The sequence below is a fragment of the Arenibacter flavimaris genome, assembly GCF_030291335.1.
Taxonomy (GTDB): domain Bacteria; phylum Bacteroidota; class Bacteroidia; order Flavobacteriales; family Flavobacteriaceae; genus Arenibacter.
Map to the genome: position 1 here is coordinate 773 of NZ_JASWIM010000005.1, position 22,273 is coordinate 23,045.

Annotated in this window: 25 protein-coding genes and 1 tRNA gene; 10 read left to right on the forward strand and 16 right to left on the reverse strand. The window is 39.6% G+C overall.

Annotated features, from left to right (window positions below; all coding sequences use genetic code 11):
* Window positions 1–184 precede the first annotated feature (184 nt).
* On the reverse strand, window positions 185–568 hold the full coding sequence (locus tag QSE00_RS05845) for an ISAon1 family transposase N-terminal region protein (RefSeq protein ID WP_286105266.1): 384 nt from the start codon (window positions 566–568) through the stop codon (window positions 185–187).
* A gap of 1,019 nt (window positions 569–1,587) precedes the next feature.
* Here QSE00_RS05845 and QSE00_RS05850 point away from each other — a divergent pair.
* Complete coding sequence (locus QSE00_RS05850) at window positions 1,588–3,006, forward strand: purple acid phosphatase family protein (protein ID WP_286105268.1); 1,419 nt, start codon at window positions 1,588–1,590, stop codon at window positions 3,004–3,006.
* Between the two features lie 86 nt (window positions 3,007–3,092).
* Here QSE00_RS05850 and QSE00_RS05855 read toward each other — a convergent pair whose 3' ends face one another.
* A complete protein-coding gene (locus QSE00_RS05855; RefSeq protein WP_286105269.1) occupies window positions 3,093–3,935 on the reverse strand; it encodes an AraC family transcriptional regulator in 843 nt (280 codons plus the stop codon).
* 321 nt (window positions 3,936–4,256) lie between these two features.
* A tRNA-Arg gene (locus QSE00_RS05860) sits at window positions 4,257–4,330 on the reverse strand.
* 85 nt (window positions 4,331–4,415) lie between these two features.
* Here QSE00_RS05860 and QSE00_RS05865 point away from each other — a divergent pair.
* The gene (locus QSE00_RS05865) at window positions 4,416–4,928 is read left to right on the forward strand and encodes an adenine phosphoribosyltransferase (protein ID WP_110355749.1); all 513 of its coding nucleotides are present in this window, start codon (window positions 4,416–4,418) and stop codon (window positions 4,926–4,928) included.
* Here QSE00_RS05865 and QSE00_RS05870 read toward each other — a convergent pair.
* Entirely contained in the window at window positions 4,925–5,077 is a 153-nt protein-coding gene (locus QSE00_RS05870; RefSeq protein ID WP_110355750.1) for an SsrA-binding protein, read from the reverse strand. The two genes, QSE00_RS05865 and QSE00_RS05870, sit on opposite strands and share 4 nt — an antisense overlap.
* A gap of 226 nt (window positions 5,078–5,303) precedes the next feature.
* On the opposite strand from QSE00_RS05870, the gene QSE00_RS05875 reads away from it, so the two are divergent.
* Window positions 5,304–5,723 carry a nucleoside-diphosphate kinase gene (locus tag QSE00_RS05875; protein ID WP_110355751.1) on the forward strand — a complete coding sequence of 140 codons (420 nt, stop codon included), beginning with the start codon at window positions 5,304–5,306 and terminating at the stop codon, window positions 5,721–5,723.
* A gap of 70 nt (window positions 5,724–5,793) precedes the next feature.
* On the opposite strand, the gene QSE00_RS05880 is transcribed toward QSE00_RS05875, so the two are convergent.
* The 3 genes from QSE00_RS05880 to recF are packed head-to-tail and all read right to left on the reverse strand — an operon-like array spanning window position 5,794 to window position 7,590.
* Entirely contained in the window at window positions 5,794–6,090 is a 297-nt protein-coding gene (locus QSE00_RS05880) for a DciA family protein (protein WP_286105270.1), read from the reverse strand.
* 2 nt (window positions 6,091–6,092) lie between these two features.
* A complete protein-coding gene (locus QSE00_RS05885) occupies window positions 6,093–6,509 on the reverse strand; it encodes a lipocalin family protein (RefSeq protein WP_110355753.1) in 417 nt (138 codons plus the stop codon).
* A 1-nt stretch (window position 6,510) separates the two neighbouring features.
* A complete protein-coding gene (gene recF, locus QSE00_RS05890; protein WP_286105271.1) occupies window positions 6,511–7,590 on the reverse strand; it encodes a DNA replication/repair protein RecF in 1,080 nt (359 codons plus the stop codon).
* Between the two features lie 124 nt (window positions 7,591–7,714).
* Between recF and QSE00_RS05895 the strand changes: the two genes are divergently transcribed.
* From QSE00_RS05895 to QSE00_RS05925, 7 genes are all read left to right on the forward strand, one after another.
* Entirely contained in the window at window positions 7,715–8,479 is a 765-nt protein-coding gene (locus QSE00_RS05895; protein WP_110355755.1) for a tetratricopeptide repeat protein, read from the forward strand.
* A 1-nt stretch (window position 8,480) separates the two neighbouring features.
* Window positions 8,481–8,960, forward strand: a complete 480-nt coding sequence (gene ribH / locus QSE00_RS05900) for a 6,7-dimethyl-8-ribityllumazine synthase (protein ID WP_110355756.1) — start codon at window positions 8,481–8,483, stop codon at window positions 8,958–8,960.
* A gap of 135 nt (window positions 8,961–9,095) precedes the next feature.
* Window positions 9,096–9,386: a riboflavin synthase subunit beta gene (locus QSE00_RS05905; RefSeq protein ID WP_110355757.1), complete on the forward strand. Its 291-nt coding sequence runs from the start codon at window positions 9,096–9,098 to the stop codon at window positions 9,384–9,386.
* Window positions 9,386–11,239 carry a DNA mismatch repair endonuclease MutL gene (mutL, locus tag QSE00_RS05910; protein ID WP_286105272.1) on the forward strand — a complete coding sequence of 618 codons (1,854 nt, stop codon included), beginning with the start codon at window positions 9,386–9,388 and terminating at the stop codon, window positions 11,237–11,239. The genes QSE00_RS05905 and mutL overlap by 1 nt, the downstream gene beginning before the upstream one ends.
* On the forward strand, window positions 11,240–11,986 hold the full coding sequence (locus QSE00_RS05915; protein WP_110355759.1) for a rhomboid family intramembrane serine protease: 747 nt from the start codon (window positions 11,240–11,242) through the stop codon (window positions 11,984–11,986).
* The gene (locus tag QSE00_RS05920) at window positions 11,986–12,858 is read left to right on the forward strand and encodes a rhomboid family intramembrane serine protease (protein WP_286105273.1); all 873 of its coding nucleotides are present in this window, start codon (window positions 11,986–11,988) and stop codon (window positions 12,856–12,858) included. The genes QSE00_RS05915 and QSE00_RS05920 overlap by 1 nt, the downstream gene beginning before the upstream one ends.
* Window positions 12,859–12,861: 3 nt before the next feature.
* A complete protein-coding gene (locus QSE00_RS05925) occupies window positions 12,862–13,896 on the forward strand; it encodes an endonuclease/exonuclease/phosphatase family protein (RefSeq protein ID WP_110355761.1) in 1,035 nt (344 codons plus the stop codon).
* Window positions 13,897–13,988: 92 nt separating this feature from the next.
* On the opposite strand, the gene QSE00_RS05930 is transcribed toward QSE00_RS05925, so the two are convergent.
* The 9 genes from QSE00_RS05930 to QSE00_RS05970 all read right to left on the reverse strand — a co-directional run bounded on the left by QSE00_RS05930 (window position 13,989) and on the right by QSE00_RS05970 (window position 22,269).
* Window positions 13,989–14,738, reverse strand: a complete 750-nt coding sequence (locus tag QSE00_RS05930) for a 3-keto-disaccharide hydrolase (RefSeq protein WP_110355762.1) — start codon at window positions 14,736–14,738, stop codon at window positions 13,989–13,991.
* A gap of 91 nt (window positions 14,739–14,829) precedes the next feature.
* Complete coding sequence (locus tag QSE00_RS05935) at window positions 14,830–16,143, reverse strand: Gfo/Idh/MocA family protein (protein WP_286105274.1); 1,314 nt, start codon at window positions 16,141–16,143, stop codon at window positions 14,830–14,832.
* Window positions 16,144–16,368: 225 nt separating this feature from the next.
* Window positions 16,369–16,677, reverse strand: a complete 309-nt coding sequence (locus QSE00_RS05940; protein WP_286105275.1) for a DUF6122 family protein — start codon at window positions 16,675–16,677, stop codon at window positions 16,369–16,371.
* Window positions 16,670–17,302 (reverse strand): WbqC family protein, encoded by a 633-nt coding sequence (locus QSE00_RS05945; RefSeq protein ID WP_286105276.1) that lies wholly within the window; start codon window positions 17,300–17,302, stop codon window positions 16,670–16,672. The genes QSE00_RS05940 and QSE00_RS05945 overlap by 8 nt, the downstream gene beginning before the upstream one ends.
* Window positions 17,303–17,409: 107 nt before the next feature.
* The gene (gene lepB / locus QSE00_RS05950; RefSeq protein WP_110355766.1) at window positions 17,410–19,140 is read right to left on the reverse strand and encodes a signal peptidase I; all 1,731 of its coding nucleotides are present in this window, start codon (window positions 19,138–19,140) and stop codon (window positions 17,410–17,412) included.
* 84 nt (window positions 19,141–19,224) lie between these two features.
* Complete coding sequence (gene dapB / locus QSE00_RS05955; protein ID WP_110355767.1) at window positions 19,225–19,926, reverse strand: 4-hydroxy-tetrahydrodipicolinate reductase; 702 nt, start codon at window positions 19,924–19,926, stop codon at window positions 19,225–19,227.
* A 3-nt stretch (window positions 19,927–19,929) separates the two neighbouring features.
* Window positions 19,930–20,577 carry a DUF5683 domain-containing protein gene (locus tag QSE00_RS05960; RefSeq protein WP_110355768.1) on the reverse strand — a complete coding sequence of 216 codons (648 nt, stop codon included), beginning with the start codon at window positions 20,575–20,577 and terminating at the stop codon, window positions 19,930–19,932.
* Window positions 20,570–21,496, reverse strand: coding sequence for a ParB/RepB/Spo0J family partition protein (locus QSE00_RS05965; RefSeq protein ID WP_110355769.1), 927 nt, complete (start codon window positions 21,494–21,496; stop codon window positions 20,570–20,572). Before QSE00_RS05965 ends, QSE00_RS05960 begins: the two co-directional genes overlap by 8 nt.
* On the reverse strand, window positions 21,496–22,269 hold the full coding sequence (locus QSE00_RS05970; RefSeq protein WP_286105277.1) for a ParA family protein: 774 nt from the start codon (window positions 22,267–22,269) through the stop codon (window positions 21,496–21,498). Before QSE00_RS05970 ends, QSE00_RS05965 begins: the two co-directional genes overlap by 1 nt.
* Between the last annotated feature and the right edge of the window lie 4 nt (window positions 22,270–22,273).

Consider the following 22,273-nt stretch of genomic DNA (forward strand, 5'->3'; position numbering starts at 1 on the left):
CATACAGGCCCTTTTCCTAAGTTTCTGTAATATTCCTAGTGAATTCACTAAAATTCGTTACCCTCGTATTCTCTTATGCTCCCATTGCTTAAAATCACTTAAGTGATCCTTATAATGTCTTTGAATCCTTTTCCCGGACATACCATACTGGTGCCCAAGTTGTTGGCTGTTCAGAGCAGTATTATCAGTCGATTTCTTTTAAAAAAGCAGCAAACTCTTTTGATATTCGAGTTCCCTGTGCAATAAATTCATCCCATTCACGACTTACTTTAATCCACTTTTTATCAAGTAGAACGTCCCAACGCCTTCGTTTAAGATTTAAGGACAGTAGATTGTCCCGAACGGGATAATCCTCGATTATTCGGGGCTCCATGAAGCCACTGGCTTTATACTTGCAATCCTTGTACTTGGATGGTATTTGTTTTTTCTCCTCCAAATATATCGTTAGACGGTTCTCGTATAAAACATGCTTTATAGGCTTCTTATCGAATCCAACAATATCAAAATAATCTAATATTCCTTCTGGTAATATTAAACTTAACAAGGATAACTCAGTGCCTTTATTCATCAATGTAATTTAAAGCACAAAGAAAATTATTTTTCTCTTTAGACCCAACTTTTGAGATTGATCCGAATTGCGCCCTGAATGCCTTGATTTTGGATCATGACCAATTGTTGTGTTTATCAAAAAAATACGATTAATTTGATCAGTCGTGTTTTATTGCTCAATAGTTTTAATTAATAGGAGTAATTTAGTAAAACCAATGATTAAATTATTCTTTCATTTTACTCAAGTGGTTTTTATTGTTTTATAATGGTTTTCGTGAATCTTCGATTTCTTTGCTTGTCCAATGAAACCGACGCAGGAGGTTCACGAATACATAATTAGGAAAATAACCAGCCATGAGCTAAACAAACCTGCCTTCCGGCAGGCAGGAGAAAAGACCCTTCTTCGCTAGGTGGTCCCTAAAATCTCTGGATTATAAGGACCGATGCCATAGCCTAAATTATTTCCAAGGCTTCAATAATTCTTAACGGCCATGCCATCTCCACGACGGAAGAAGAACGACCAAACCATAGACCTTGAGGGCAATGCCCAAAGGTTTTTAATAACGGAAATGACTTATCCCCACATGAAGGTTGACGCAACGTAAGGACCGGCCTATTTTCAATTTCGTCTTAAATCAAGTGGTTTTCACATTGGAAGGTGGAAGGCGTCCATAGAGCATTTCACCCAAGTGAAAGCGGCCTGGACGCCGGGGCCGTGGAAAGTGCGTAGATTTAAAGAAATTTAAAATCAGCCTAGCGTTTTTTGGTTCGTTTTTTGGGCGATGCAAAAAATGAACAGGACACAAACTTGAAATGGTAAATTATATTTTTTTGTAATTCACACACGACTTTTGGGATTGATCCGTGTTCTGAATAGGAAAAATTAAAGAGGCATCGTTTTGGGTTAAGATATTTAAGGAAATTATCAAGATATCATAAGGTTGAAGATATGCTTCTAAAAACCGTAGGTAATCCAATCAAATCATATTATATTCGGATTTCATTTTTTTTTAACCCAAATAAATTGAAATAGAAAACATGGGAAAACTACGCTTTGTACAAAAACTGGGGTTTGTTTTATTTGTAATTCTTATAGGTTGTAAGTCGCAACAGGAAAATGTGCCCCATACCCACACCCACGTATCTGATCATTCCCATAGCCACTATCCGGAACAAGATTCCATTATGGCCCATAAATTAATGTTTCCTTCCCAAGTACCGGACAGGGTAATTGCCAATTTAACGGCAGATCCGGCACATAGTATGGCTGTGAATTGGAGAACGGATCAACAAGTGGAAACCGGATTCGTAGAAATTGCCTTGGCTACCGATGGACCGGAGTTTTTGCTGAAGGATGTAAGAAGGGTGGAGGCGAAAAGTGAAATTTTTCAAAATCAGAATAGAAAGGAGCCTCTTGTAAAGGCGGTATACCATTCTGTGCTAGTAAACGATCTGCAGCCAAAAACCACCTATGTCTATAGGGTGGGCAATGGAAAGGAAGGCAATGATGGTTGGAGTGAATGGTTTCAATATACGACGGCCAGTGCTACTTCCGGAGACCCTTTTAGCTTTATATATTTTGGGGATGCACAAAACAATGTGAAATCGCTTTGGTCCAGGGTAATACGTAATTCTTACCGAAAATTTCCAGCAGTGAATTTTATGTTGCACGCTGGAGATCTAATAAATGACAGGGATGCCAATCTGGAATGGGGCGAATGGTTTTATGCAGGTAGCTTTATTCATGCTACGGTGCCAAGTGTTATGACGCCTGGTAATCATGAGTACAGGGATGGAGTATTGACCCCTTTATGGAAACCACAATTCACTTTGCCAGAAAATGGACCAATTGAGGAATTAAAAGAAACCTGTTTTACAATTGATTATCAAGACATGAAATTGATTTCTATCGATAGCGAAGGTTATGATGAAAGTTTGGAAGCCCGTTCGGCACAGATAAAATGGCTAGATTCCGTATTGCAATCAAATACTAAAAAATGGATAACCATTTTTACGCATTATCCTGTTTATTCTACCAAAGAAGGGCGAGACAATTGGGAGCTGAGGGAAGGTATAAAACCTTTGATAGATAAATATGGGGTAGATTTAGTGCTTCAAGGGCATGATCATACATACGCAAGAGGCTATCCTGACAACGAAGGTAAGGGCTTGACACTTCTGGACGATGCCGGTACTGTTTATGCAGTTTCTATAAGTGGCCCTAAAATGTATGAATCCGCGGACCAGGATTGGATGGTGCGAAGAGGGGAATACACCCAATTGTTTCAAATAATTACCGTTACCAAAGATACCATTAAATATGAGGCATACACGCCCATAGGCAACTTGTATGATGCCTTCGACCTTATTAAAAAGGACGGCAAAAAGCAGCTTGTCAATAGAGTGCCGGATAGTCCCATCCGATTAAAAAAGGACTTTGTGGGGGAAGATAAATAGAAAATTCTGTTTTCGTTGATATTCAATTGGGTGGCAATAAATGGTCTTTTTATTGATGTTGACCATAATTTAATGGTCAATTAATTTTATCGCTGTCTACGATAATCTGTCGGAGTAACACCTTTAATTTCTTTAAATTTCCTGTTGAAGTTGGCTATGGTTCTAAATCCGCATTGTTCCGATATCAGGGATATTGAAAGGTCAGGATTGCTATTGATGAGTTTACAGGCATTTTCAATTCGTATTTCAATCAAAAATTGAAAGAATGTTTTGTTGGTCCGTTTTTTAAAATACCTACAAAAGGAATTCTTGTTCATATGGGCCCTGTCCGCAATTTCTTCCAAAGTAATGGGCTCGTAAAATTTTTCCATGGCATATTCAAATACATTGTTCATGCGTTTTCCCTCGTTGTCCGAATATTTTTTTTTGTAGACAAAGGAAGATAAGGGTGTAGTTTCTGCTGTACTGATCAAACTTATTATCTTAAAAAGTGTAGCTACCCTTTCTATCTTATTTTGATGCCTTAGTTTATTAAATTGATTTGTGATTTTATGTTTCTTGCTAAGCACCTTTAATCCATATTCCGATTCTTTAAAGAATGCTTTGGTTTCAGCCATATCCGTTAACTCAAAAAAATGCTTTCCAAAGGCGTCCTTTTTAAAAAATAGGGAGCACATGATAGATTCGTCACTTTTGTGGGAATCACTTTTAAAGACATGGGGAATATATCCTCCAATTACCAATATGTCGTTTTCCTTGTATTCGTTTATGGTGTCTGCAACAATAAAAGATCCTGACCCTTTAACGATGAGGCTTATTTGTATTTCCTGATGTTGGTGAAGTTGGCCATAAAAAACCCTTTCCCGATCTTCCTGGTAGATGAGCGCTTCGTTTTTAGGCTTGGGTATTTTAAAGGGTAGTACTTTCAATACTTATTTTGTGCAAAAATTATTTAAAAATACAATATTATACGGTATTTGGGGTAATATAGTTTAATAATTGGCACTTCTGAAAAAATTTTGAGTGGACCAGTTTTTGTGTAAAAGAACCACGCCTTAAGAGACGTGGTTTCTTGCTTGTTGTGACCTCGACAGGAGTACCTGCGGTTTTCCTTTGTGCCCCGTTTTGCAAATAAGAAACCCCGCAGCTAACGCTGCTGGTTCTATGTTTACTTCAAAACCTCAAACTGTGTTTGGCTTTTTCCGTAAAAAAAGAACCACGCCTTGAGAGACGTGGTTTCTTGCTTGTAGTGACCTCGACAGGATTCAAACCTGTAACCTTCTGAGCCGTAATCAGATGCGCTATTCAGTTGCGCCACGAGGCCATTATAAAAGTTCATTTTTCCCGTTTAACGGGCTGCAAATATATTTCTTTTTAAATTTACCACAAAATTACAGCAACCAAAATAAATGGATTTAAAGAAATATGTTCGGGATATCCCGGATTTCCCGGAAAAAGGAATCTCCTTTAAGGATATTACGCCCTTATTGCAGGACGCTAAGGCCTTGGCGAGCGCAGCCGATGCCCTGTTTGAATTGATCAAAAATAAAAAGGTGGATAAAGTAGTGGGCATGGAGAGTCGTGGATTTTTCTTTGCACCCTTGTTGGCGACCCGTCTCAAAGCAGGTTTTGTTCCAGTGAGAAAACGTGGGAAACTACCGCATCAAATAATTAGTGAGCCCTATGCATTGGAATATGGAACGGATGTATTGGAAATTCACGTAGATAGTATAGTAAAGGGTGAGAAAGTTCTTGTTCACGATGATGTCTTGGCTACTGGAGGTACAGCGAAAGCTGTTTGTAAACTGGTAGAAAAGTTGGGAGGGGAAGTAGTGCAGTGCAACTTTTTACTGGAACTAAAATTTTTAAAGGGGAGGGACAGGTTATCCGGTTATCCTGTTGAGTCCCTTATACAGTATTAATCCAGGGCATTGGTGGTTACTAAGTAGCGCCAACCTATAATTGCCATTTGAATTTTTGTGGCCTTGGAAAGGTCCAGCTGTTTTTTTGAGTAGGATGGTAGAACCAACTTGTTCATTTTTGCCAAAAGTTTAAAGAAAGCCTTTTTCATCCCTTACAATTGTTTTTGGATTGGATCCCAAAGTTAGTCGCCAATGCTAAAATTGTTACAAATATAGGAACTTAGTAGGAATAAGGATGCTTGGTTGTAATCTGATGATTAAAATGTACGGTGAAATGTGGTGCTTCCCCTATAAAGTGTGTTGTAGGCCATAAGATGTTCCTCAAATATTGTGGGTTTTAGAATAAAACGTATTTTTGCGCAAAATTTTAGAGTAATGAGCACAAATAGAACTTTTACCATGATTAAGCCCGATGCCGTAGAGAATGGACATATCGGTGGAATTTTGGACAAAATAACTTCGGCCGGATTCAAGATCGTGGCAATGAAATATACGCAATTGAGCAGAAGGGATGCACAAGCGTTTTACGCAATACATAAGGAACGTCCCTTTTTCGGGGAATTGGTAGAGTTTATGACCAGAGGGCCTATTGTATCGGCTATTCTGGAAAAAGATAATGCCGTTGAAGATTTTCGCGCCTTGATCGGGGCAACAAACCCGGCCGATGCGGCAGAAGGAACTATCCGTAAATTGTTTGCTACCTCCATAGCAGAAAATGCGGTTCACGGTTCCGATAGTGATGAAAATGCAGCAATAGAAAGTGCTTTTCATTTTGCTGGCAGGGAAATATTCTAGGACTATATAGTTTATAGAATTAAAAACCACGCCTTGGGCGTGGTTTTTTTAATTAGGTTGTTTTGTAGGTTTATCTAAGAACAATTTTGGTGATAAGTTCCTTTCCCAATTCTTCGTTCAATAGCTTGATAATTTTGGACTTGCCCAAGCTTAGTTCCTCTCTAAGTACGGATGATGAAAGTGATACAAAAAGGGTGTCGTTCCGTAATTCAATGGCGGTGGTATAGTTGTTGACGCCGTTGCCCATTAGATTTGTCCAGGCTTCCCTTGCGTTAACCCGGTCCATTCCTTTTTGCAGCCTGTTTTCGGAAATAAATTCCTGTAAGGCTTCCCCTAATCGAAGGTTGTCATTTTTTCTTTTGGCCATTATTATTCGAGATTAATGGGTTCAAATTTCTTGTAGTGGTATTTAATATTTTCCTCACCTATAACAGTAAAGGCATTTTCCGAGAGACTTACAATTTTTTCATGCCACTCGCTTAGTTCTGTTTTGTAATTTAAGGTGAAAACTCCTTCGTTTTCGTAAATGGTAAACATTTCGGCATCATTCGAAGTAACATAGGTGCCATTAAAATTTGGCTGTACCTTTTTCCTGAACCCAGCTTGATCCTTCACTTCTATATAATCTATACTGGTATTTACGGGATATTCCTTCTTGGAGCCATCGGGAAAAGTAACTTTTTCAATTTCCCAGTAGCCGTTCAAATAGGGCAAATCCAATTTATCCACTTTATTTTGACAGCCAACCAGGGCTGCTAAGGCAACTATAATATAAGCATATCGCATATTACAACTTAAATATTTTATAGGATTGATGTATTTTTTTAACAACTTCTTCCGTTCTATCGGCATGGGTGTCACTGAGAAATATTTGTCCAAAATTTTCTTCATCCACCAAATTGATGATATGTGCCACCCGATTTTCATCCAATTTGTCAAAAATATCATCTAAAAGTAACAAGGGGGTTGTTCCGGCCTGTTTTTTTATAAAGTAAAATTGGGCCAACTTTAAGGCTATCAGGAACGATTTCTGTTGTCCCTGGCTACCAAATTTTTTAATGGGGTGACCGTCTATTTCAAAGTTAAGGTCATCCTTATGCGTACCTACACTTGTATATTGGAGCGCTTTATCCTTTTCTAGATTCCGATCCAATAAAGTTAAGAGATCATTGTCCAATAATTTACTGTCATATGTTAAATTTACGGGCTCTTTACCTCCCGAAATAGCAAGATACTGTTCCTTGAATATGGGAATGAATTCTTCCAGGAATTGGGCCCTTTTTTGGAATATGGTACTTCCGTAGTCCTGAAGTTGTTCATTATATATGGTCAAGGTAGTTTTGTCAAATGTCTGGTTAACGGCAAAATACTTTAGAAGGGAATTTCTTTGACTAAGGGTTTTGTTGTATTTGATAAGGTTTTGCAGGTATTCCTTATCGGATTGGGAAATTACACCATCCATAAACTTTCTTCTGGTTTCACTGCCTTCAATGATCAGGTCGCGGTCTGCTGGTGAAATAATGACCAAAGGTAGAAAGCCTATATGGTCCGAGAATTTATCGTAGGCCTTACCATTGCGTTTGATGATTTTTTTCATCCCCTTTTTTAGGCTACAGAGTATCCTTTCCTCCCGGTCATTTTTTAGAAACTCACCATCTATTACGAAAAAATCCTCTTCGTGCTTTATATTTTGGGTAGCAACAGGGTTAAAGTAACTTTTTCCAAAGGAAAGATGGTAAATGGCGTCCAAAACATTGGTTTTGCCTACCCCATTATGGCCCACAAAACAATTTATTTTGGCATCGAATTCAAAATTTTCGGAAGCAAAGTTCTTGTAATTAATAAGTGATAATTTCTTTAGAAACATTCTGGCTTGTAAAATATTTGTTTTTAATCCTCCCTGAAACTATAAAATATCCAAAAATAACGAATAAATACCCGTTCGGTTTTGGATAAAAACTTTATTTTTGCGCGATTAATAAGATACAAAAATGGCAACATACAAGAAAAGAGGTTTTAAACCAAAAAACAAAGAAGAGGAAATTTTGTTGGATGAGCAGGAAAGCACAACAGCTGAGGTATTTAGTTCTTTGGATGAAGGAGCTTCCAAATCTGAGGAATGGGTTTCCAGAAATCAAAATTATATTCTTGGTGTAATTGGGGTAATTGCCGTTGCCGTTTTAGGTTATATGGCGTATTTTCAGTTTGTGGAAAAGCCAAAGGAAGCAAGTGCTGCGAATGAAATGCTATACCCCCAACAATATTTTGACCAAGCATTATCGGCTACAACCGAAAAGGATTCTTTATTTACCCTTGCCTTGAACGGGGCAGAAGGTAAATATGGGTTTTTGGATATCATTGAAGAGTACAATGGCACTCCTGCAGCCAATTTGGCCAAATATTCTGCTGGGATGGCATTTTTGAATATGCAGAAGTACGATGAGGCCATCAAGTATTTGGAAGGATTCTCCTCTGACGATTTAGTTTTGGGAGCCTTGGCCAAAGGTGGATTGGGAGATGCTTTCTTACAGTTAAATCAACCCAAGGATGCTTTGGGGTACTACGAACAAGCTGTTTCCCATAGTGACAATGACTTTACAACGCCTAAATTCCTATACAAAGCGGGTGTTACAGCCTTGGAATTAAAGGAAAATACAAAGGCGCTTAAATATTTCCAGAGAATTAAGGATGATTATCCCAGCTCTGATGAAGCTAGGACTATAGATGCGTTTATAGGTAAGGCAAAAATTAATTAGGATGGCTACGGCTAATAAAAATTTATCGGCTTACGATAAAACAACAATCCCAAGCGCGAAGGATCTTCGGTTTGGGATTGTTGTTTCAGAGTGGAATGACGTAATTACGGAAGGACTTTATGAGGGGGCTATGGAGGCGCTTTTGGATTGCGGTGCCTTATCGGAAAACATTGCTCGTTGGAACGTACCAGGAAGTTTTGAGCTTCCTTTTGGCGCCAAAAAAATGTTGGAATCCATGGAATTGGACGCCGTAATTGCTATTGGAAGTGTAATTCAGGGGGAGACCAAGCATTTCGATTTTGTCTGTAGTGCTACTGCACAAGGGATTATGGATTTAAACGTAAGGACCCAAGTACCGGTTATTTTTTGCGTCCTAACGGACAACAATATGCAGCAGGCCATAGATCGTAGCGGTGGCAAACACGGCAATAAAGGTGCCGAGGCTGCTATAGCGGCCATAAAAATGGCAAGCCTAGGCTAATTTCATATAATTTTCTTTGTTGAGTCTATTGGTCTTGATGAAAAATAGGCGTCTTTCCCTTAATTGTTAACATTTTTTGGCAAGGGATTTAAGGCATGTTTTTTGTTTTTGAGTAACTTTGAAACAATAAGGATTATGGGAAAGTTTTCAAAATTACGCAAAAACAAAAAGTTCAATTATACACCTCGCTACTACGATGACAAAGGTGAAGGGAATCCGTATAAAATAGAACATAAACTGGACAAATTTAGACCTACTATGGATGGCCGTAGCGGGCTTAAAGGTAAGTTTGGAAGGGCTATGGACGATTTAAAACGATCCGGAAGCCAAAATCAAAAATTTAGAACCCTTATAATAATCGCTGTCCTAATTCTTATTTTTCTTTACATCATAGATTTCGATCTATCTATCTTTATAACTCGATAATGGCAGATATTATTAAGCTTTTGCCAGACCATGTTGCCAATCAAATTGCTGCAGGGGAAGTTGTTCAACGTCCGGCCTCCGTAGTAAAGGAGCTTATGGAAAATGCAATAGATGCAGGAGCCTCTACCATAAAACTGGTGGTGAAGGACGGGGGAAAAACACTTATTCAGGTAATAGATGATGGTGTTGGAATGAGCGTAACCGATGCCCGACTAAGTTTTGAGCGTCATGCTACATCCAAGATTCAAAAAGCGGAAGATCTTTTTCAGTTGAACACCAAGGGTTTTAGAGGGGAAGCCTTGGCCTCCATTGCCGCTATTGCCCATGTGGAAATGCAAACAAGGACAGCAGAGGATGAAGTGGCAACACACATAAAGATAGAGGGGAGCAAGATTATCTCCCAAGAGGTAACCGTGGCACCGAAGGGGACATCCATGATGGTGAAGAATTTGTTTTTTAATATTCCGGCCAGACGGAATTTCCTTAAATCCAACAATGTGGAACTGCGTCATATTTTGGATGAATTTCACAGGGTGGCCTTGGCCCATTCAACTATCAATTTTCATTTTTACAACAACGGTAGTGAATTGTTCAATTTGCCCATATCCAACAGTAGACAGCGTATTGTGAACATTTTTGGGGCCAAGACCAATGAAAAGTTGGTGCCTGTAAATGAAGACACACAAGTGGTTCAAATAAGTGGATATATAAGTAAGCCCGAATTTGCAAAAAAGAGTAGGGGAGAGCAGTTTTTCTTTGTAAATAATAGGTTTATAAAAAGCCCATACCTGCATCACGCTATTTTGGGAGCTTTTGATGGACTCATAAAGAAGGAGAACCATCCTGGTTATTTCCTGTATTTAACCGTAGATCCGGGCTCCATCGATATCAATATCCATCCTACGAAAACGGAAATTAAGTTTGATGACGAGCATACACTTTATGCTATTTTAAGGTCCACCGTGAAACATAGTTTGGGACAATTCAACGTAATCCCGTCCTTGGATTTTGAACAGGACCAGAATCTGGAAACGCCATATAACTACAAGGATAAATCGGCAGAATTACCTAGAATCAATGTGGATTCCAGTTTTAATCCTTTTAAGGAGGGTTCGGAAAACGGAACTGCACAGAGACCCAATTATCAAAAACAGAATACCAAAAGCTGGGATGGTTTATATGTTGGAATGGAATCCAATATAGGGAAGAATTCTGGGTTTAGTAGTGTAAGCTTCGAATCCGACACCATTACAGGTTCTATTTTTGATAATAAAAAGGAGACCATTGACACAGGTACGACCACTTTTCAATTAAGAAGAAAATACATTGTAACCACCATAAAATCAGGGATGGTGGTCATAGACCAAAGTAGGGCCCATCAAAGGGTGCTCTATGAAAAATTTTTAAAGAACATAACCATCAAAGAGGCGGTTAGTCAACAACTGTTATTTCCCTTATCTTTGACATTTTCCAAATCCGATTGCGCTATTATTGAGGAAATTCAAGATAGCTTAACAACGGTTGGTTTTGTTTTTGACAGTATTGGTGAGGAAGAGGTTACGGTCATAGGGGTTCCTTTGTCCGTCCCAGAGAGTGAGGTAGGGATAATTCTAGATCAGTTGATTTCGGACTATCAACAAGATTTTGTGGTTGATGGCTTTTCACAGACCGATATACTGGCAAAAACCTTGGCCAAATCATTATCGGTAAAAACTGGAGAGATATTGGACGGCGATTCCCAGTTGGCCCTGGTAAACGATTTATTTGCCTGTAAGGAATCTGGGGTAAGTCCTTTTAATAAGCCAATATACGTTACCATCACTGAGGACGATATTGATAAAAAATTTATATAAATGGGTAGGATTACGGACGCAGTAAAGCATTTGATAATTATAAATGTGTTGTTTTTTGTGGCAACTCAATTATACGGGGATCAAATGTACCAATGGTTTTCCCTTTGGTTTCCTAAAAATGGGAATTTTGAGTTTTGGCAGGTAATATCGCACATGTTTATGCATGGTGGGTTTATGCATATTTTGTTCAATATGTACGCCTTATGGGCCTTTGGTTCTCCATTGGAGCGTATGTGGGGGAGGAATAAATTTTTCTTTTTTTATTTTTCGGCAGGAATTGGCGCAGCCTTGATACATACAGGAGTTAATTACTATTATTTTAATCAAGGGATGGAGGCGTTGATAAGCGCCGGTATTCCCAAGGAACAGATAATGGAAATCATTACTGGTGGCCAATACAGTCCCAGTTGGTATGACGTGGCCTCCAAGAGTACCATAGATAATTTTTTAGGTGCCTTTAATACCCCCGCGGTTGGAGCATCCGGTGCCATCTACGGTGTTTTGGTGGCCTTTGGAATGTCCTACCCCAATAGTGAACTTTTTTTAATGTTTATACCAGTGCCGGTAAAGGCCAAGTATTTTATCCCTGTATTAATTGGGCTTGACTTGTTTTCTGGGGTAACGGGGTATTCAATTTTTGGAAATGGAATAGCGCATTTTGCACATGTGGGCGGGGCGTTGTTCGGGTTCATTATGATGTGGTATTGGAAAAAGAATCAGTTTAACAACAATCGCTGGGACAGATAATGGGCAATCAGAACATTAGGTATTATTACAACAGGTTAAATATTGCAGAAAGACTTATAGTCATTAATGTAGCGGTATTTATCCTGAGTGGATTGCTAAAGATATTGTTCGGTTTCTCCGGGGACAGCATTATTGGTTGGTTTGAGCTTCCCAAGGATTTTTTTCATTTTCTTACCCAGCCATGGTCCATTGTTACCTATTCGTTTTTTCATTCCGGATTGGGCCATATTTTTTGGAACATGTTAATGCTCTATTTTGCAGGTAGGATTTTTTTGAACCTTTTCGACAATCGGAGGTTTCTCAATGTGTATTTTTTAGGGGTAATCCTTGGCGGATTGATATTCTTATTGAGTTATAATATATTCCCCGCCCTATTGGGTATAAATACCTCCTTGATTGGTGCTTCTGCCGGGGTCACAGCTGTACTGATATTTGTATGCTCCTATTTGCCAAATCAGGAGGTACGCGTTATTTTTTTCAATGTTAAACTATGGCATATTGGGGTCTTTGTAGTACTGTTGGATCTTATTCAAATTTCAATGGGAGGCAATGTAGGTGGCCGATTGGCTCATTTGGGAGGTGCCGCTTTGGGGTATTTTTATGCACGACAGCTTATTGGAGGCAACGATATAGGTAGCGGATTTGCCAAGTTTTTGGATGCCATTGCCAATCTATTTAAAAGCAGTGAAAAAAAAGCTCCCTTAAAAACGGTTTATCGCAAAGATAACCGTGGTGGTGCCAAACCGGACAATTATGATAAAGAAAGTAGGCAACGTAAAATAGATGCTATTTTGGATAAGATTAGCAAGTCCGGTTACGAAAGTCTTTCCAAGGCGGAAAAGGATTTTTTATTTAAGGCAGGAAAAGAATAAATTGTGAAGAACCTTAATTTTATTGATAAATTCCTGTTCTTCATAAATGCAATTTTTGCACTTCTGTTGTTTATTTCCTGTTTTGTACCGCAAATCTCGGTGACACATTTTGCTTATTTTTCAATTCTGAGCCTCACAGTGCCCCTCTTGGTACTTTTTAATTTGCTTTTTGTGGCGTATTGGCTGTTTAAAAGAAAGCGCCAATTATGGTTGTCCACGGTTGTTTTGATTATGGGCTATTTCTTATTGGGAAATTTTTTCAGGTTTAAATTGGCCGAAGAGGAGGTCAAGGAAATGGATCTCAGTATTATGAGTTATAACGTAAGGGCTTTCAATAGATACGATTTACTGAATGATCCGTCGGCAGAAGGACGTATAATGGAGTTTATTTCCTCTGAAAATCCAGATATTTTATGTATTCAGGAATTTAGCCGTATCAAGGATAGTCAGCTTAAGAAGATGTATCCCTTTAATTATTTTACTAGATATAAATCTAGCGAAAAGAGGTCCACTCAAGCAATTTATTCGAAATATCCCATAATCAATAGTGGATCTTTGGACTTCCCTGATAGTGGAAATAATGCCATATTTGCGGATATCGTTGTGACTAAGGATACCTTTAGGTTGTACAACCTTCATTTGGAGTCACATAAGATCATCCCCAGTGTTAGTCGATTGTCAAATGAGCCTAAGGGGAGGTTGTTGAAAAGGTTAAGTAAATCTTTTGCCAAACAGGGAGAGCAGGCGCATTTGGTTCAGAAACACATAGAGGCCACGCCCTTCAGGAAAATTGTATGTGGCGATTTTAACAATACCCAGTTTTCCAATGTCTATAAGGTGATCACAGGGGATATGAACGATTCCTTTATGGAACAGGGAACTGGATATGGCAGGACCTTTAATTTTAGATATTACCCGCTTAGAATAGACTTTATCCTGGCCGATGAAGCTTTTGAGATTACGGCCCATAAAAATTTCGATATAAAACTATCGGATCATTTTCCGGTAATGGCAGCTATTAAAATAGACACTGAATAACTTGTCTTTCGGATAATATATATCCTAACTTTTCCACCTTTTCTCCTGTCTGCTATAATGGCTAGGAATTGTCCCAATCCCCCAACCAATCGTTAAAATATTTTTTTGGCAGTCTGTTCCTCCGTGGTAACCCCTGGAGGCAATTCTATTATTTTAAAATTTCTAAACTGTATTTCGGCACCTTCAGACTCCAGGCATAAGTAGCCTTTTTTGATAGACGACTTGCTTATACCATTTACAAATTTTCCATTTACGGAAAGTTTTATGGTTCCGTCCACACAAACAACTTTGTAACTGTTCCACTGGCCTTTGCCAAGTGCCCTGTTTTCAATAGATTTACTTCTAGTGCCCCTTGGGTTGTCCGGTAGGGTAATTACCCCGCCCACACCAAAAAGTTCTCCGTGTACATATGCTATGGGAGGTTTTACCCCGTCACGTATATTTTGATTTACCCAATCCAATTCCAGCATTTGCACTTCCACCCCTCCTGGTAAGCGATCCTTTTCGCCTGGTATGGCATCACTCCAAACAAACACTCCAGAATTTCCACCGGCTTCCATATGTCGCCACTCTACCAACATGATAAAGTTCTCATATTGTTTTTCAGATCGCATAACACCTATGGGGAGACCGGAACAAATAAGTAAGTCCTTTTCTTTTCGCCAAGTGTCCGGTGCTGTATTTACATTGATCCAATTGATGGGTTTTTCCTTGGCCTTTTCATTGTTGGCCAATTGTTCCAAAGTGGTTTCGGAACCAAAGCTTATCGGATGGCTCTGGGCTAAACTATATAGACTGGTTCCCAGGGAAAATAACAGGCAAAGGTGTGTAAAAGTCTTCATTTGAGTGTTTGTTTTTGTGTTGAATGTATGGATTGCCTTGATGTATCATTCTATTGTGACCTGTTGTGCGTTTGCATTTGGTTTGGAGAAATTATACAAATTTAGTTTTACCGGGAACGGCCACAGGGGGCGTGGGCCATTTTAGGTCCCAATTATATTCATCCACTTTGGGACCTAGGATTTCTTGTGAATTAAAAGCTTGTTCCCAACTAATGGTCTGGCCTGTGTAACCAACCATACGGGCCCAAATAGCCAACATGGTGCTGGTGGCCATCCATTCGCCATTGTTGATCGGATTACCGCTTCTGATGGATGCAAAAAGTTCATCGTGTTCTGTCTGGAACATATTGTTTCTTTCACCCCCATAGGTCCATTTGTTCTTTCCCGTTATTTCATATCTACGACCAATATGTACTATGGCACTGCCTTCGCTACCAAATACTTCAACACTGTTTTTGTACGAAGTATCGCTTTGTTGTCTAGTAAAATGATACCCTTTTGCACCATTTTCGTATTCGAACTCCACGGCAAAATGATCAAAAATATTGCCGTATTTTTTGTCTACCCTAACTTGTCTCCCGCCTGTTCCGGTAGCACTTATGGGCATTTTGTCTCCCATTACCCAAGACATCATATCCAAACTATGAACGGCCTGTTCCACTACAAAATCGCCGGACAACCAATTATAATAATACCAGTTGCGCATATTGTATGCCATATCGGTCCAGTCCGGTTGCCGGTCCTTGTACCAAGCTTCCCCGCCATGACGGAAAGTGGTAACGGTCCTGATATCCCCTATGGCACCGTCCAAAACGCGACCATATATGGCCCTATTGGGGTAGTCATACCTAAAACAGAATCCGGATACCAGGGAAAGGTTCTTTTCTTTGGCTATTTTGGCTGCAGCCAGCACTTTGTGCACACCAGGTGCATCCACTGCCACTGGTTTTTCACAGAAAACATGCTTTCCGGCATTTACTGCTGCCGTAAGATGGTCTGGTCTAAATGCCGGTGGCGTTGTTAATAGCACAACGTCTACACCGGACTCAATTACCCTTAGATAGGCATCGAATCCTATAAATTTGTTTTTATCCTCTACTTTTACTTTGTTTCCAGCAACCTGTATTAGCGCAGAATGTGCCTCTTCCAGGCGATCTTCAAAAACATCGCCCATGGCATAGAGGACTGCATTGGGGTCGGCTTCCAAGGCCTGGGCAGCAGCTCCGGTTCCCCGTCCGCCACAACCCACCAAACCAACCTTTAGTGGGGAGTCTTTGTATGTGTTTGTAGCTCCAAAGGAAATAGTGGGATATGTTAACGACCCCCCTATAATTGCCATGCCGGATTTCTTTATAAAATCCCTTCTTCCAGGGGTGGTGGAAATAATAGATTTACGATCTTTCATTGTATTGTTGTCAATTAGATTTAGCCTTGATAAAAGAATTTACAAAATAGCAATAATTTTCTTAAGTGCTTAAACGGACTTTTTCCGGTTTTTAATTTGGGAGTCCTATTAATGGGAGCATCAAGGATGGTAGAAGGATTAATTAACCGTAAATGGAAAAAGCAGGTGGATATGCATTGTGACGGTAAGTTTCCTGAATAGGGAAAATAGGGGGGGCTATGGACATTACATTAAATAGCAGTCTACAGTATCTGCCAATATGTGTATTAAAAAGGCAATTCCGAGGACCCTGGTTTTTGCGAAAAATAGTAATAGGAAATAACTGGCAATGGCCCAATACGTATGTAAGGGATGAAAGTTGATGCTACAACGGCTCGGGTCAAAAATTGGATCTGCCCATAGATGATCCAGATCCAAAATAATTCCGGCCAATAGTATCAATGTTATTTTTAGGCGGTGTTCCTTAAAGAAGACCAGACCAATAATGATTGGAAGTATAAAATGAATGCCATAATGCAAACAAAACCTAAGCATGGGTCAGGGTTAGGTTCAAATTTTTTAGATAGGTTAAGGTATTGGTACCTTCATTGAATAAAAGGTCCAAAATACTTAAATTAGGAATAAAGTCATTTCTGTCCCTAAATACTTGTACATATGGTGGTTGTTGAAATGGCAGCTTTGTCTTGGAATTGATCAAAGCCCTGCCATCAATTTTGTCCGTAGCACCAACCTCAAAGACTTCAGTCCTGTCCAAAGGCATTTTAATTTGCAAACATTCGCATATGGTCTCGATTGTTTTTAAGTTAAAATCCATTAAGGAGGGGAAGGTATTGTGGTACAATGGAGCAATATCGTCTTCGTAGAACTCGAAGAAAGGAGAGGTCCTATAAGCGGTTTCCAAGGTTCGCCAATGTTGTCTCTGCCAAGGATAATCGTTGTCTATTTTTACATTACGGTACTTTTGCTTCCCTTTACTGTTACGCAGGTGTTTTATGGGTATAGTGAGCATGTGTATACCTAAATCTGTGCATATATAACACCTGTTGCGAAAGGTTTGCTTTTGAAAATTGTCCATTACTTCCCAGCAAATATCATTTTGAACAATAGCGGCAAAATTGGCGATATTGGGAAAATAACTTGGATGAAGTAGAAGGGTCATAGTTCCTGTGATTGATCAATGTAAAAAAAACGTTTAATGTATCAATGGGATATATGATAAGCTTGTGTTGAACAAGTGGTACATTTAATTATTGCTCAATTGATTCCTTAACCATCCACTTTTTTCTTTTTCCTAAAGAAATCAAATATAAACCAGGCCGCCAATAGGATCAAGAAGTACTTAAAGTAGGAGGTAGGCTCGCCTTCTCCGTTCACAGTGGTAAAGACCCTATCCCACCTTACTTTCCAGTTACTCATGCCGTCGTTGATGCCATCAATACTCATCCATATAAAAATAGGGGTACCAACAATGTGGTCTTCAGGGACATAGCCCCAGAATCTGCTGTCTTCGGATCTATGTCTGTTATCGCCCATCATCCAATAATAATTCTGTTTAAAAGTGTAGGAATTGGCAACTTCACCATTAATGAGGATTTGGTTTCCGTTCACTTTAATGTCATTTCCTTCGTATTCCTTGATTATCTTTTCATAAATGGGAAGTACTTCCATGTTGAGGGGAACCGTTTTTCCCTCTTCAGGAATATATATTGTTTCCATATTGTCCACAGTGCCTGAATGTGCTGCATTTTGAGGAAAAATGGAAGTGTCGGGATTTCTATATGAAAATTTGTCGATTGAGCTAATCCCATCCTTACCTGTATAATTTCTGGCCTCTTCCTCGGTTAAATTAAAGAGCGCCATATTCTTCATGTCTTCGGACTTTAAATAGTCCTTTACCTTTTGGTTACCTACGTTACCGGCGTAATAGGTGTAGGATGAATCGGATTTTATTAGTTCCAGATTCATGGCATTTATTACTTCGGTGGCGCGTTCCTGTTGGAGGGAGGCGTTGGGTACCCGTATAACATTTCCTGATAGGTTCTCCCTGCCCAAAAGCTCAATAGCGGCATTCGAAAATTGTCCGTCTACGGTAACCGTATGCAGGAATTCAGGTTTTGCCCTATAGGGTAAAACGGTTTTTTCTCCGTTGATATAAACATAGCCATCTTTAATGGTCAAGGAATCTCCAGGTACTCCAACACAACGCTTTACATAGTTGGATTTTTTATCGATGGGTTTGCGCACTCCCTTCTGTTTTTTAAAGAACTGGTAAACCGTATCTGCCGGCCAGCTAAAAACAACAATGTCATTGCGCTTTACTTTCTTAAATCCAGGAAGCCTTAAATATGGGAGCTGTAATTTATTCCATATCGAAGTTTTATAGGTTTCAGGATCAACATCGGCCACGTAGGATCTGGTCTTAAGTACGGGCAGGGTATCGTGAACCATTGGTGCGGCTACGGTAGTCATAGGTATCCTTGCCCCATAATGAAATTTACTCACAAAAAGGAAGTCGCCCACCAATAGAGTTTTTTCCAAGGAACTGGTAGGTATAACAAAGGGCTGGATCAAATAGGTATGGACCAAAGTAGCGGCCACAATGGCAAATACAATGGAACTGACCCATTCACCGAGTGCAGTCTTGGGATGAATGTCCCTGTTTTCAATATATACAACCTCCTCAAAATAATTCACATAATAGATGTACAGGCCTAAGGTTAATATGGCCAGCCAGGTATCCAATAAACTATTTTTTCCAAAACTTCTAAGGGTTTCCACCCAGACTACAGGAAACATCAATAAATTAATGATAGGGATAAAAAGCAAGATCACCCACCATTTTGGCCTATTGATAATCTGCATCAACACAATGGCGTTATAAACGGGGATTGCAGCTTCCCATGCTTTTCTTCCTGCCTTTACATATAATTTCCAAGTGCCTAAAAAATGTATCACCTGAATAATCAAAATAAAAATAATCCACTGAGTGCCGTTCATATTGGTAATTGTTATTTAAGGATTAACGGTTGTAAAGTATTTGCCTATCCTTAAGTCATTATAATTTATTCTTTGTTACGTTATTTAACGAAGGTTTAACACGTCTTTCATAGTGAAAACCCCAGTTTTCCCAACGATCCACTCTGCTGCAATAACTGCCCCTAGGGCAAATCCTTCCCGGTTATGGGCGGTATGTTTAATTTCAATGCCATCCACTTCGCTTTCATACGAAACGGTATGGGTTCCGGGAGTATCGGCTATACGCTTGGCGGTTATGGGAATTTCCTTGTCCCCGGCACTGTCCAATTTCCATTTGGTGTAATTGGTATTGGCTATAACGCCTTCGGCCAGAGTAATCGCAGTTCCGCTAGGGGCATCCAATTTTTGGGTATGATGGATTTCCTCCATGGAAACCTGATATTGATCTTGGGACGCCATCAATTTGGCCAAATAGGAATTCAGCTCAAAAAATAGATTGACTCCTAGGCTAAAGTTGGAGGCATAAATGAATGCTCCATTATTTTTTTTACATAGTTCCACGGCTTTTTGGTAATCCTGAAGCCAACCGGTAGTTCCGGAAATTATGGGAACATTGTTTTCCAGACAGTTTTTAATGTTGCCATAAGCGGCGTTGGGCATACTAAAATCGATGGCAACGTCAATTTTGGCAAAATTTATTTCCGTAGCATCCAAATCAATTTTGGCTACAATATTATGGTTTCTTTTCAGGGCGATCTTTTCAATCATTTTACCCATTTTACCATATCCGAACAAGGCAATATTCATAAATTAAAACTTAATGGTTAATGCCATACCATAAACAGGTTTGGCGGTAATAGCGTCCATATCCAAATATGGTTTTAAATCCATACTAAGGTCATCATCCACGTTAAATTGTTTTAAATGTGAATCAACGTTGGCATCTATAATATTTAGGGCGTACATCCCAATGGTGACAAGAAGCCATAGATCCCGGTCTTCCTGATATCTTTCCTGGGCACTTTCCAACGCGGCTTCCGAAAAGTCAGGATCTGCCCCTGGCGCATTGGGGGTTCCCAGATCATAAAATTCATCGTCCGTAAAACCGGCCTGGCGGCGTTTAAAAGCTGTCCTAAAACGGTCATATAGGTCGTCGTTGTAAATATAGCCATATATGCCGCCACCAATTATGGCGTAGACTATAGGGGCTTTCCAATAGCGTCTGTTATATATTTGGCCAAGTCCGGGAAAAACAGCGGAGTAGAAGGCAGCCTTACTTGGAGCCAATGGATTGATGGCCTTTTTTCTGATTTTAAGTGTGTCGACCACGGTAATCCCCTCTTTTTTAAGAGAGGTTGTAATAGAATCGGATGCCTGGGTAGTGCTTTCTTTCTCTTGCGCTAGTCCAAAGCTGATGACAAGAAAATATATAGCCAGTGATACAAGATATTTACTCACCCGTGATCAATTTTTTTAACCGATTGAATTCTTCCTTGGAGTGAAAGGGGATGGTAATTTTTCCTTTACCTTTTTCTGAGGCCTTAATATCTACTTTTACCGATAAATAATCTGAGAAAGCACCAAGGTTTTTGCTGATAAAATCAGGGCTTATGGGAGCTTTCTTTGGCTCCTTTCCAGCGGTGGCCGTGACCGATGTTGCCTGGGTATTGCCTTCCTGATATTCCTTTACCGCTTTTTCTGTATCCCTTACCGATAGGTTTTCACCTACAATTTTTTCGTAAAGGGCAATTTGGTCCTGTTTTTTTTCCACATTTACCAATGCCCTTCCATGGCCCATACTAACAAAACCGTCACGTATACCGGTTTGAATAATGGGATCCAACCGTAGTAATCGCAAATAGTTGGTAATGGTAGATCGCTTTTTCCCTACCCGTTCGCTCATTTTTTCTTGGGTCAATTGAATCTCGTCGATCAATCTTTGGTAGGATAGTGCTATTTCAATGGGATCTAAATCCTGTCGTTGAATATTTTCAACCAAGGCCATTTCTAGGGACTCCTGATCGTTTGCAATACGGATATAGGCCGGTATGGTTTCCAGGCCAATTAATTTGGATGCCCTGAACCTACGCTCCCCTGAAACTAATTGATATTTGTTGAAATCGAGCTTTCTTACGGTTATTGGCTGTATTACCCCCAGTTCCTTTATGGAAGAGGCCAATTCCTGTAATGCTTCATCATTGAAATTGGAACGGGGCTGAAATGGATTCACATCTATAGAGTCCATGTCCAACTCCACAATATTGCCCACTACCTTGTCGGCGTTCTTGTCGCTTGCCGACTGAATATCGTTTTCCGGGTCTTTCAATAGGGCCGATAATCCGCGGCCCAACGCTTGTTTTTTTATCGCTTTCGCCATTATACTGTCTCCTTGTTTTTCACAACTACTTCATTTGCCAAATTTAAATAATTGGCAGCTCCTTTACTACTGGCATCATATTTAATAATGCTTTCACCATAACTGGGGGCTTCGCTCAACCTTACATTTCTTTGTATTATAGTGTCGAAGACCATTTCCGAAAAGTGCTTTTTTACCTCTTCCACTACCTGGTTGGATAGCCTTAATCTGGAATCGTACATAGTAAGCACCATTCCTTCGATATCCAATTCCGGATTGTGTATTTTTTGGACACTTTTTATGGTGTTTAATAATTTGCCCAATCCTTCCAATGCAAAATATTCACATTGTATGGGAATCATTACAGAATCGGCCGCAGTTAGGGCGTTTAATGTTAAAAGACCTAGGGAAGGTGCACAATCTATAAGAATATAATCGTACTTGTCCTTAAGATGGCGAATGGCATTTTTCATCATATATTCCCTATCGTCCTTGTCTACCAATTCTATTTCAATGGCCACAAGGTCAATATGTGCCGGGATAAGATCTACATTTGGGGAGGAGGTCTTAATGATGGTTTCTTCGGCGGTTTTGGTATGTTCCAATAGTTGGTAGGTTCCCAATTCAATACTATCTACATCCAAACCTAGTCCGGAAGTTGCATTAGCCTGGGGGTCAGCGTCTATTAGTAATACCTTTTTTTCCAATACACCCAAAGAGGCGGCCAAATTTACCGAAGTAGTAGTTTTTCCTACACCACCCTTTTGATTAGCAATAGCAATTATTTTGCCCATTATC

What these genes read in the sequence shown, in the direction of transcription:
- QSE00_RS05845 (WP_286105266.1), bottom strand. Translation starts at nt 568, where the DNA reads ATGAATAAAGGCACTGAGTTATCCTTGTTAAGTTTAATATTACCAGAA.
- QSE00_RS05850 (WP_286105268.1), top strand. Translation starts at nt 1,588, where the DNA reads ATGGGAAAACTACGCTTTGTACAAAAACTGGGGTTTGTTTTATTTGTA.
- QSE00_RS05865 (WP_110355749.1), top strand. Translation starts at nt 4,416, where the DNA reads ATGGATTTAAAGAAATATGTTCGGGATATCCCGGATTTCCCGGAAAAA.
- QSE00_RS05870 (WP_110355750.1), bottom strand. Translation starts at nt 5,077, where the DNA reads ATGAAAAAGGCTTTCTTTAAACTTTTGGCAAAAATGAACAAGTTGGTT.
- QSE00_RS05875 (WP_110355751.1), top strand. Translation starts at nt 5,304, where the DNA reads ATGAGCACAAATAGAACTTTTACCATGATTAAGCCCGATGCCGTAGAG.
- QSE00_RS05880 (WP_286105270.1), bottom strand. Translation starts at nt 6,090, where the DNA reads ATGGCCAAAAGAAAAAATGACAACCTTCGATTAGGGGAAGCCTTACAG.
- QSE00_RS05885 (WP_110355753.1), bottom strand. Translation starts at nt 6,509, where the DNA reads ATGCGATATGCTTATATTATAGTTGCCTTAGCAGCCCTGGTTGGCTGT.
- recF (WP_286105271.1), bottom strand. Translation starts at nt 7,590, where the DNA reads ATGTTTCTAAAGAAATTATCACTTATTAATTACAAGAACTTTGCTTCC.
- QSE00_RS05895 (WP_110355755.1), top strand. Translation starts at nt 7,715, where the DNA reads ATGGCAACATACAAGAAAAGAGGTTTTAAACCAAAAAACAAAGAAGAG.
- ribH (WP_110355756.1), top strand. Translation starts at nt 8,481, where the DNA reads ATGGCTACGGCTAATAAAAATTTATCGGCTTACGATAAAACAACAATC.
- QSE00_RS05905 (WP_110355757.1), top strand. Translation starts at nt 9,096, where the DNA reads ATGGGAAAGTTTTCAAAATTACGCAAAAACAAAAAGTTCAATTATACA.
- mutL (WP_286105272.1), top strand. Translation starts at nt 9,386, where the DNA reads ATGGCAGATATTATTAAGCTTTTGCCAGACCATGTTGCCAATCAAATT.
- QSE00_RS05915 (WP_110355759.1), top strand. Translation starts at nt 11,240, where the DNA reads ATGGGTAGGATTACGGACGCAGTAAAGCATTTGATAATTATAAATGTG.
- QSE00_RS05920 (WP_286105273.1), top strand. Translation starts at nt 11,986, where the DNA reads ATGGGCAATCAGAACATTAGGTATTATTACAACAGGTTAAATATTGCA.
- QSE00_RS05930 (WP_110355762.1), bottom strand. Translation starts at nt 14,738, where the DNA reads ATGAAGACTTTTACACACCTTTGCCTGTTATTTTCCCTGGGAACCAGT.
- QSE00_RS05935 (WP_286105274.1), bottom strand. Translation starts at nt 16,143, where the DNA reads ATGAAAGATCGTAAATCTATTATTTCCACCACCCCTGGAAGAAGGGAT.
- QSE00_RS05940 (WP_286105275.1), bottom strand. Translation starts at nt 16,677, where the DNA reads ATGCTTAGGTTTTGTTTGCATTATGGCATTCATTTTATACTTCCAATC.
- QSE00_RS05945 (WP_286105276.1), bottom strand. Translation starts at nt 17,302, where the DNA reads ATGACCCTTCTACTTCATCCAAGTTATTTTCCCAATATCGCCAATTTT.
- lepB (WP_110355766.1), bottom strand. Translation starts at nt 19,140, where the DNA reads ATGAACGGCACTCAGTGGATTATTTTTATTTTGATTATTCAGGTGATA.
- dapB (WP_110355767.1), bottom strand. Translation starts at nt 19,926, where the DNA reads ATGAATATTGCCTTGTTCGGATATGGTAAAATGGGTAAAATGATTGAA.
- QSE00_RS05965 (WP_110355769.1), bottom strand. Translation starts at nt 21,496, where the DNA reads ATGGCGAAAGCGATAAAAAAACAAGCGTTGGGCCGCGGATTATCGGCC.
- QSE00_RS05970 (WP_286105277.1), bottom strand. Translation starts at nt 22,269, where the DNA reads ATGGGCAAAATAATTGCTATTGCTAATCAAAAGGGTGGTGTAGGAAAA.